Origin of the sequence: Streptomyces scabichelini (assembly GCF_011045015.1) — a bacterium.
Taxonomy (GTDB): Bacteria; Actinomycetota; Actinomycetes; order Streptomycetales; family Streptomycetaceae; genus Streptomyces; species Streptomyces scabichelini.
The window spans coordinates 1-8658 of sequence record NZ_JAAKZY010000325.1 but is presented as its reverse complement, the minus strand read 5'-3'; the positions used below and the strand labels follow the sequence as shown (position 1 = coordinate 8658).

9 protein-coding genes and 1 pseudogene are annotated in these 8658 nt (G+C 69.8%); 5 read left to right on the top strand and 5 right to left on the bottom strand.

From position 1 onward, the window contains the following. Positions 1-693, bottom strand: a 693-nt coding sequence (locus G5C60_RS47865; RefSeq protein WP_165270102.1) for an ROK family transcriptional regulator, incomplete at its 3' end; no start/stop codon positions are given. 105 nt (positions 694-798) lie between these two features. Here G5C60_RS47865 and G5C60_RS47860 point away from each other — a divergent pair. From G5C60_RS47860 to G5C60_RS47850, 3 genes are all read left to right on the top strand, one after another. Beyond that, on the top strand, positions 799-1884 hold the full coding sequence (locus tag G5C60_RS47860) for a Gfo/Idh/MocA family protein (protein WP_165270104.1): 1086 nt from the start codon (positions 799-801) through the stop codon (positions 1882-1884). Beyond that, entirely contained in the window at positions 1881-2357 is a 477-nt protein-coding gene (locus G5C60_RS47855; RefSeq protein WP_165270100.1) for a heme-degrading domain-containing protein, read from the top strand. Before G5C60_RS47860 ends, G5C60_RS47855 begins: the two co-directional genes overlap by 4 nt. A 219-nt stretch (positions 2358-2576) precedes the next feature. Beyond that, on the top strand, positions 2577-3467 hold the full coding sequence (locus G5C60_RS47850; protein WP_165270098.1) for an LLM class F420-dependent oxidoreductase: 891 nt from the start codon (positions 2577-2579) through the stop codon (positions 3465-3467). Positions 3468-3649: 182 nt separating this feature from the next. Here G5C60_RS47850 and G5C60_RS47845 read toward each other — a convergent pair whose 3' ends face one another. From G5C60_RS47845 to G5C60_RS47835, 3 genes are all read right to left on the bottom strand, one after another. Then, entirely contained in the window at positions 3650-4507 is an 858-nt protein-coding gene (locus tag G5C60_RS47845; RefSeq protein ID WP_165270096.1) for a fumarylacetoacetate hydrolase family protein, read from the bottom strand. A 127-nt stretch (positions 4508-4634) separates the two neighbouring features. Further along, complete coding sequence (locus G5C60_RS47840; protein WP_165270094.1) at positions 4635-5420, bottom strand: YidC/Oxa1 family membrane protein insertase; 786 nt, start codon at positions 5418-5420, stop codon at positions 4635-4637. 108 nt (positions 5421-5528) lie between these two features. Then, the gene (locus G5C60_RS47835; RefSeq protein WP_165270092.1) at positions 5529-5843 is read right to left on the bottom strand and encodes a DUF6412 domain-containing protein; all 315 of its coding nucleotides are present in this window, start codon (positions 5841-5843) and stop codon (positions 5529-5531) included. Between the two features lie 247 nt (positions 5844-6090). Between G5C60_RS47835 and G5C60_RS47830 the strand changes: the two genes are divergently transcribed. After that, on the top strand, positions 6091-7164 hold the full coding sequence (locus G5C60_RS47830; RefSeq protein WP_338146137.1) for a hypothetical protein: 1074 nt from the start codon (positions 6091-6093) through the stop codon (positions 7162-7164). Between the two features lie 52 nt (positions 7165-7216). Here the strand turns inward: G5C60_RS47830 and G5C60_RS47825 are convergent, their stop codons facing one another. Beyond that, positions 7217-8026, bottom strand: a complete 810-nt coding sequence (locus G5C60_RS47825) for a class E sortase (RefSeq protein ID WP_165270088.1) — start codon at positions 8024-8026, stop codon at positions 7217-7219. A 201-nt stretch (positions 8027-8227) separates the two neighbouring features. Here G5C60_RS47825 and G5C60_RS47820 point away from each other — a divergent pair. Further along, positions 8228-8658: pseudogene (locus G5C60_RS47820) on the top strand (hypothetical protein); the annotation flags it as partial.

Genomic DNA, 8658 nt, shown 5'->3' with positions numbered 1-8658 from the left:
CCCGGCCCCCAGCCCCGTACCGAGATGCAGATACGCGAAGGCCCCGGCCTCCCCCTCCACCGCGAGCCCGAGCGCGGCGGCATTCGTGTCCTTGTCCAGCACGACCGGCATCCCCAGCCGCCGCGCCAACGCGTTCCGCAGCGGAAAGCCGTCCCACTCGGGAAACCCGGTCACCCGGTGCAGCACACCGTGGGTATGATCGAGCGGCCCGGGCATGGCGACCCCGGCCCCGAGAACGGCACCCAACTCACCGTCCATCCCTCCGACCAATCCCTCGACCTCCCGCGCGGCCGACTCCACCACCGCGTCCGCCCCCGCTCCGAGATCCAGCGGAGCGCGCCGCTCCCCCACGACCGCCCCCGTGAGATCGGCCAGCACCGCCAGCAGCTCGTCCCGGTCGAGATGCAGTCCCACCGCGTGCCCGGACTCCGGCACGAGCTGCAGCACGGTCCGCGGTTTGCCCCCAGTGGAGACCTGCCGCCCCGCCTCCGCCACCAGCCCGTCCTCCCGCAAGCGTGCGGTGATCTTGCTGACGGCCTGGGGGGTCAGACCCGTACGTTCGGCGAGTTCGAGCCGGCTGATGCCCGCGCGGCCGGCGCTTCGCAGCAGGTCGAGCACCACCGCCGCGTTGTGGCTGCGCAGCGAGAGCAGATTCGCCCCGCCACCGGCATTGGTCCTGTTCACATACACCATTGTCCTCCTGGCTTGCCCTTTGGCAACAGCGTTGCTTAAGTGGGCGGCATGGTGGAGCACACGAGCACGGTGGAGACACCGGGCACGATGGAGCAGGTGGAGAACATGACTGGCACACCCCCCGGCACCCCTTTCCGCGTGGGCCTCGTCGGCTACGGCCTCGCGGGCTCCGTCTTCCACGCCCCGCTGATCGCCGCCACCGAGGGCCTCACCCTCGACACGGTCGTCACCGCGAACCCGGAGCGGCAGCAGCAGGCCGCCGCCGAGTTCCCGGACGTCCGCCTCGCTCCCACCCCCGACGAACTCTGGGCCCGCGCCGACGAGTTGGACCTGATCGTCATCGCGTCCCCGAACAAGACGCACGTCCCGCTCGCCACCGCCGCCCTCAAGGCGGGCCTCCCGGTCGTGGTCGACAAGCCGATCGCGGGCACGGCGGCGCAGGCACGTGAGCTGGCCTCGCTGGCCGACGAACGCGGACTGCTCCTCTCCGTCTTCCAGAACCGTCGCTGGGACCACGACTTCCTGACCCTCGCCAAGCTCCTCGCCGACGGCGAACTCGGCGACGTCTACCGCTTCGAGTCCCGCTTCGAACGCTGGCGCCCCCAACTCAAGGGCGGCTGGCGCGAGTCCGGCGACCCGTCAGAGATCGGAGGTCTGCTGTACGACCTCGGCAGCCATGTCGTCGACCAGGCCCTGGTCCTCTTCGGCCCGGCCGCATCGGTGTACGCGGAGTCGGACACACGCCGCCCCGGTGCCGAGGCGGACGACGACACGTTCATCGCGCTCACGCACCAGAACGGCGTCCGCTCCCACCTCTACGCCTCCGCCACCACCGCCCAACTCGGCCCCCGCTTCCGCGTGTTGGGCTCAGCGGCCGGCTACGTGAAGTACGGCCTCGATCCGCAGGAGGCAGCCCTCCGCGAGGGCGAGCGCCCAACACCCGGCAAGGACTGGGGAGTCGAACCCGAGAACCTGTGGGGCCGCCTCGGCTCCGGCGAGTCCCCGCTGACCGGCGGCGGCCGCCCCGTCCCGACCCTGCCGGGCGCGTACCCCGCGTACTACGCCGCCGTCGCCGCCGCCCTCCAGGGCGTCGGCGAGAACCCGGTCACCGCCCTGGAGGCGGCCGCCGCCCTCGACGTACTCGAAGCCGCGGGCCGCTCGGCCCGCGAGGGCGTGGCGGTGACGCTGTGACCACCCCCACCGCACCGAGCATCGCCGAACTCGAGGACCAGGAACGCCGTTTGGTGCTCCCCCACTTCACCTACGACGACGCGTGGGCCCTCGGCACGCTCCTCGTCGACCTGGCCCGGGAGCGCGACGCCCCGGTAGCGATCGACATCACCCGCTCCGGCCAGCAGCTCTTCCACGCCGCCCTCCCCGGCTCCACCCCCGACAACGACGCCTGGATCGACCGCAAACGCCGTGTCGTCGAGCGCTACGCCGCCTCCTCCCTCCTCGTCGGCTCCCGCTTCCGCGCCAAGGGCACGACGTTCGAGGACTCCTCCCGCCTCGACCCGGACCTGTACGCGGCCCACGGCGGAGCCTTCCCGATCACGGTCAAGGGTGCGGGTGTGATCGGCACGGTGGTGGTGTCCGGACTGCCGCAACTGGAGGACCATGCGCTGGTGGTGGAGGCGTTGGAGCGGTTCGCTCCGCTGGGTTGAGCCGGGAAACTGCCGGTTGTTCGTGAGCTGCGGACCGGTTGTGGCTGGTCGCGCAGTTCCCCGCGCCCCTGGCGGGGCGCTGGTCGCGCCTACGCGGCGGAGGCGGAATCCGCTTGGCGGGGTTGGCGGAATTATCCGCGGACACCCTCCCGTTGGCACCGGTGTATCTGCCGTATCAACCGGCACACCACAGTGCCGAGTCCGGAGGGATCGGAACCGATGAACGACGTCACGACCGTGGAGAGCGTCAGCACCCTGAAGGAGGCCGTCGGACGGTACGGCATCTGGAATGCGGGCCTGCGCTCGGATGATCCGGGGAGGCGTGGCGAGCTCGACGAAGCCGCGGCCGAACTGGAGGAACTCGGCTTCGGCGCCGTCTGGTTGGGCGGCAACAGCGGCGTACGGCATGCCGCGCCGCTCATCGGGGCGACCTCACGGCTCACCGTGGCGACCGGCATCCTGAGCATCTGGGACTACGAGGCGGCCGACACCGCCGCGGGCTTCGCCGAACTGGAGTCGGCCCACCCCGGCCGCTTCCTGCTCGGCCTCGGAGTGAGCCACCCCAAGGTCACGGACCAGTACCGCCGCCCGTACGCGTCCATGGTCGGCTATCTGGACGCCCTGGACGCCGCGGGCCTGCCGGCCGAGCGCCGGGTCCTGGCGGCACTCGGCCCGAAGATGCTGAAGCTGTCGCGAGACCGCGCCGCCGGCTCGCACCCGTACCTGGTCACCCCCGAGCACACCGCACAGGCCCGCGAGGCCATGGGCGAAGCTCCGCTGCTGGCACCGGAGCTGAAGGTCGTCCTGGAAACGGACCCGGACCGCGCCCGCTCGATCGCCCGCGACTACCTCGCCATGTACCTGGGCCTGCCGAACTACACCAACAGCTTCCTGCGCCTCGGCTTCACCGAGGCCGACTTCGCGAACGGCGGCAGCGACCGCCTGATCGACGCGGTCTACGCCTGGGGCGACGACACCCAGATCCGCACAAGGATCGACGCCTTCCACACGGCGGGGGCAAACCACGTCGCCCTCCAGGTGGTCACCGACCAGCCCCGAGACGCACTGCCGCGCGAGGAATGGCGCCACTTGGCCGACTTGCTGGCGTAACGCCGCGCATCTTCGGGTGCACCTGTCAGGGGGCGCCCCTTCAGGGGGCGCCCTTCAGGGGGCGCCCTTCAGGGGGCGCCCTTCAGGGGCGCGGGGAACTGCGCGACAAGCCACAACGCACCCGCAGCCAACAAACCACCCGAAGCCCCCCGGCACTTCCCCGGCGAACCCCAGCGGAGCGCTCACGCATCTTTGAGTTGCTGGCGCTGCCTCCCCAACCCCTCAATCTCCAGCTCCACCACATCCCCCGCCCGAAGGAACGGCTTCGGCTCCGGATGCCCCATGGCAACCCCCGCCGGCGTACCCGTATTGATGACGTCGCCGGGGTACAGCGTCATGAACTGGCTTACGTAACGCACCACTTCGGCAACGGGGAAGATCTGGTCGGACGTGTTGCCGTCCTGCTTCAGCTCGCCGTTGACCCACAGCTTCAGCCCGAGCGCCTGCGGATCGGGAACCTCGTCCGAGGTCACCAGCCACGGCCCCAGCGGGTTGAACGTCTCGCAGTTCTTGCCCTTGTCCCAGGTCCCGCCGCGCTCGATCTGGAAGGCGCGCTCGGAGACGTCGTGCGCCACCGCGTACCCGGCGACATGCGCGAGCGCCTCCTCGTGCGAGCCGAGATACCGGGCCGTACGCCCGATGACGACCGCCAGCTCGACCTCCCAGTCGGTCTTCTCCGAGCCGCGCGGCACGAGCACGGTGTCGTGCGGCCCGACGACGGTGTCCGCCGCCTTGAAGAAGATGACCGGCTCGGCGGGCGCCTCGGCGCCGGTCTCGGCGGCGTGGTCGTGGTAGTTGAGGCCGATGCAGACGACCTTGCCGATCCGCGCGAGCGGCGGCCCGATCCGCAGCCCCGCCGCGTCCAGCGCGGGCAGCTCCCCCACCGCGGCCGCCGTCCGGATCCGGCCGAGCGCCGCGTCGTCGGCGAGCAGCGCCCCGTCGATGTCCGGCACGAGCCCCGACAGATCCCGTAGGACCCCTTCGGCGTCGAGCAGCGCGGGCCGCTCCGCCCCAGCCGTACCGACTCGCAGCAGCTTCATGATCCCCATCTCCCTCGATCGCGGGCAGCCCTTCGAGGCGTGCGGCCATCGGTGCAGCCATCGGAGGACTGGTTGATCCTCCAAGCTGTACGTCCACTCCGCAATACCCGGTTCACAACCTGGACCTTTACCCGACGGTAGCCGCCAAGGACGAGGCCCCCGGCATGTCCCGGTACAGCACGGCCCGCTCGACCGCACTCCACGTCGTACTGGTCACCACGTACAACGCGGCGGCAAGCGGCACGACGGCGACGGTGAAGAGCGTCATGAAGGACATCAGAGGCATGAACTTGAGGACCGCCCCCATCCCCGGCACCTGCTGCTCGCCCTGCTCGCCGCTCTGAGCGGATACGGCGGACACGACCGGCGTGACAGCCATCTGCCGCTTCGTACGCCGGTAGTTGAAGGTGGCGACGGTGGCGACGAGAGCGAACAGCCCGAGATAGACGAGCCCCTGCGTCCCGAACGCCCCGCCGTCCCCCAGCGCGTCCATCCACCGCCCGCCGAGCGGCGCGGCGAACAGCTTGTGCGCGAGCAGCGCGTTCGCCTCGCCGCCGATCGTCGAGTTCGAGAACAGGTGGTAGAGCAGGAAGAACGCGGGCAGCTGGAACAGACTTGGCAGACACCCGGACAGCGGCGACACCTTCTCCTTGGCGTGCAGCTCCAGGACGGCCTTCTGGAGCTTCTCGGGGTTCTTCTTGTGCTTCTTCCGCAGCTCGGCGATCTGCGGCTGCAGCTTCGCGCGTTCCCGCTGGCCCCGTGCCGCGGCCCGCGACAGGGGATGCACGAGGAGACGTACGAACGCGGTGAACAGAACGATCGCCGCTGGCGCCGCAGACGCCTGGAACAACGGCTCCAGCAGATCGGCGAGCCCGTCGACCAGACTGGCGAAAACGGACATGAGCGTGGACATGGGTGAGCCCTCCGGGGGTCTCGTCGTGCCGGGAGATGTACATGAGTGGAGATGTACGTCGGCGTGACGACCCACGAGGGGTGATGTGCTGCTGGGTGCTGGGTTCCCCTACGCGGCCGTCAGGAGGAGACGGCCGGGTGCCCGGGGACGCGTACGCCCGGAGGCGTCGGGATCGCGTTGCGGCAGAAACGCCGTGCGGTGCTCACGGTCGCGGATGGCCGTACGGACTCGCGTACGGGGCACGGCGGGTGCGAGCCGCGAGGCGATGAGGGAACAGGCGGCGAGCGCGGACCCTGCCGCGGCGGTAGCCGCGAATGTGACGGCGACGGCACCGGAGAGGCTGCCGCTGTCGAGGAGCACCACCTGAAGGAGAAGGACGAGCAGCACGGCGGCGGGCTTCAACTGCGCCCAGGTCCGCGTCATCGGCTGTCCCCCTTTCCCGGTGCATGACTCCCTGCCGTTATACAGGATGCCCGGGCACATGCTCTCGAGTCTTCGCTCTACCCCACACCACCGAAACCGCGCCTCGCAATACGCCATGTGACGCATTGACCCCACAGCGCGATCACGGTTGCATACTTTTGATCCTCCAGTGGCGATCTGGAGGAGAAATCGTGTCTTTTCTGGGGGGAAAATGAGCGGAAATACGAGCTGGAGCACCACTAGACGTGTGCGGGCCGCACTGAGCACGGCGGTCGCCGTCTGCGCGGTCACGGCAGTGCTGCCCGGAGCCGCCTCGGCCGAGCCCGCAGGCGTCGCGGGCGTCGCGGGCGACGTCTTAACCGGTGTCGAGAGGATCAGTGTCGCGACCGACGGCACCCAGGGCGACGGCGACTCCACCGGCGCCTCGATCACGCCCGACGGCCGCAGCATCGTCTTCTCGTCGTCGGCGAAGAACCTCACGTCCGACCCCCTGACGGGAGACGACAGGGTATTCCTCCGCGACCAGCAGACGAGTCAGACCAGGCGGCTCGGGGCCCAGTCCCCGATCCAGCCCCCGGTGATCAGCGGTGACGGGGAATACGTCGCCTATCCGATCCAGTGGATGAGGAACACGCGGATCCGCCTCCCTCAGGTGAGTACGGGACGGGAGATCTCCACCAACTGCTGGTACAGCTGCAGCCAGCCGTCGATGAGCACGGACGGCCACTCCGTTGCCCATCACGTCACCATCAGCAAGCTCAGCTCGCGCGTCGAGGTCGAGAACTGGTACGCCAACACCAAGGAGGTCATCGTCGCCCTCGACCACAACCTCCCATCGCGGCCGTCCATCAGCGGCGACGGCCGCTATGTCGCCTACGAGGACGGCAGGAGGGAGGACGTCTTCGTGAGGGACCGGACCAGCGGCACCACCATCGGCCCGCTCGACAGCCCGCCCCAGTGGTCGACACTCGTCCAGCTCAGCGACGACGGCAGCAAGGTCGTCTATTTCGCGGGCTCCGACACCTACGTCTACGACATGGGCTCGGGCACCACCCAACTGGTGCCGAACGTGCGAGGCGTGGCCATCGATCCCACCGGCCGCTATCTGCTGTACGCCCCGCACGACACGAACGGACCGTCGCTCACGCTGCGCGACCTGCTGACGGGCACCGACGAGACCGTCTCGAACCAGCCCGCCTCGGCCAGGGCCGACGCGGTCAGCGCCGGTGGGCGCGACGTGGTCTTCCAGTCCACGGCCGACGACATCGTGCCCGGCGACACCAACGCCAAGTCCGACGTCTTCGTCCGCCACTTCGACTGATCGCCCCGGCTGCCGCGCTCTCCGGGATCAACCGGGGATCACTCGGGATCACCTACCGCGGCCGCATGGAGGCGAGCTTCCCCCACACCACCAGGCGGTACTTCGAGGAGTACTCGGGCGTGCAGGTGGTGAGGGTGAGGTAGTACCCGGGGTCGGTGTATCCGTACTGCCGGTGGACGCTGCTGCGAGGAACCGGTCGGATCACTCCGCCATCCCGGGGCAGGGTCCGCGGCAACGTCCTGTCGACGACGTACGCGTACGTGGCCGACCGCGTCTCGACCTCGAGCTGATCCCCCTTCCGGAGCCGGTTGATGTACCGGAAGGGTTCGCCGTGGGTGTTCCGATGCCCGGCGAGCGCGAAGTTACCGGCCTGCCCCGGCTGGGCGGTGTCGGAGTAGTGACCGACGTACCCCTTGTTGAGGACGTTCGGCTTGCTGATCCCTTCCGCGACGGGGACGCGGAGCCCGAGGCGGGGGATGGTGAGGATGGCGTAGGCCTGATCCCAACGGGGTTGCCGGCCGGTGGTGGTGGCGGGGGTGGCGGGTCGTTGCTCGGCGGAACGAGAGGAGCCGCTGGAGCCACCGCCCACCGCAGGAGGATCACTGCCGCCCACAGAAGGCCTGCGCTCCTCCCCTTCCCCCGTTCCTTCTCCCTTTCCTTCTGCCCCCCACTCCCTCTCCAGGGCCTGCACCTTCCTCTCGGCGCCCTCCCGGGCCTGCCGATTGGTCCACCACAGCTGATGGACGACGAGGAGCATGAGGACGACACCGACGGTGACGAGGAGCTCGGCACCGCTCCATAGGACCCGCGCGCAGAGGGCACGCCGCCGCAGGCTCCGCCGACTGGTGACGGGAACCCGCATGCGTACGCCTCCTGCCCTGTGCCCGTCGTGCTCGTCGGCGCCTCCTTGCCTTGCCACCGCGGGCGGCACGATAGGGGCTGTCCTCGTAAGTCACCAGGCCTGTGCGCGACCGTCCACGTACCAGCCGCGTACCAGGTGGTCGACCGTGAGCCTCCCTCTCTCCGGGACTCTCCGGTGGGGAACGGCAGTACGGTGTCCCCCATGCGCCCCGACACGTCTGCCGAACACGTCGACCACAACGCCGAAGCAGCACGCCTGGAGCGGACCGCCGGCCTCTACCCCGAGGACGCGGAGCACCTGCTGCTGCAGGCCGCGGCCCACCTCGAACTGGCCGACGCCCGCCCCCAGGCCACGACCCTCTACGACCGCCTGCTCTCCTCGTCCTCCCTGGAGAACCCCCATCTCGTACGGGCCCTCAAGGCGGCCAACCTGTGGGAGTACGGTCACGAGGCGGAAGCGAGAGCGATCATCGACGGCGTACGCGCCGCATCCCCCCGCGACCCGGCCCCCTGGGTGATCGTGGCGGAGTCGCTGGAGTCGCACGACGAGCTGGAAGCAGCCCAGGAAACGTTCACGCAGGGAGCAACCCTCCTCCTGACAGACGTGACGGACCCCCCGTACGCCACCCACCC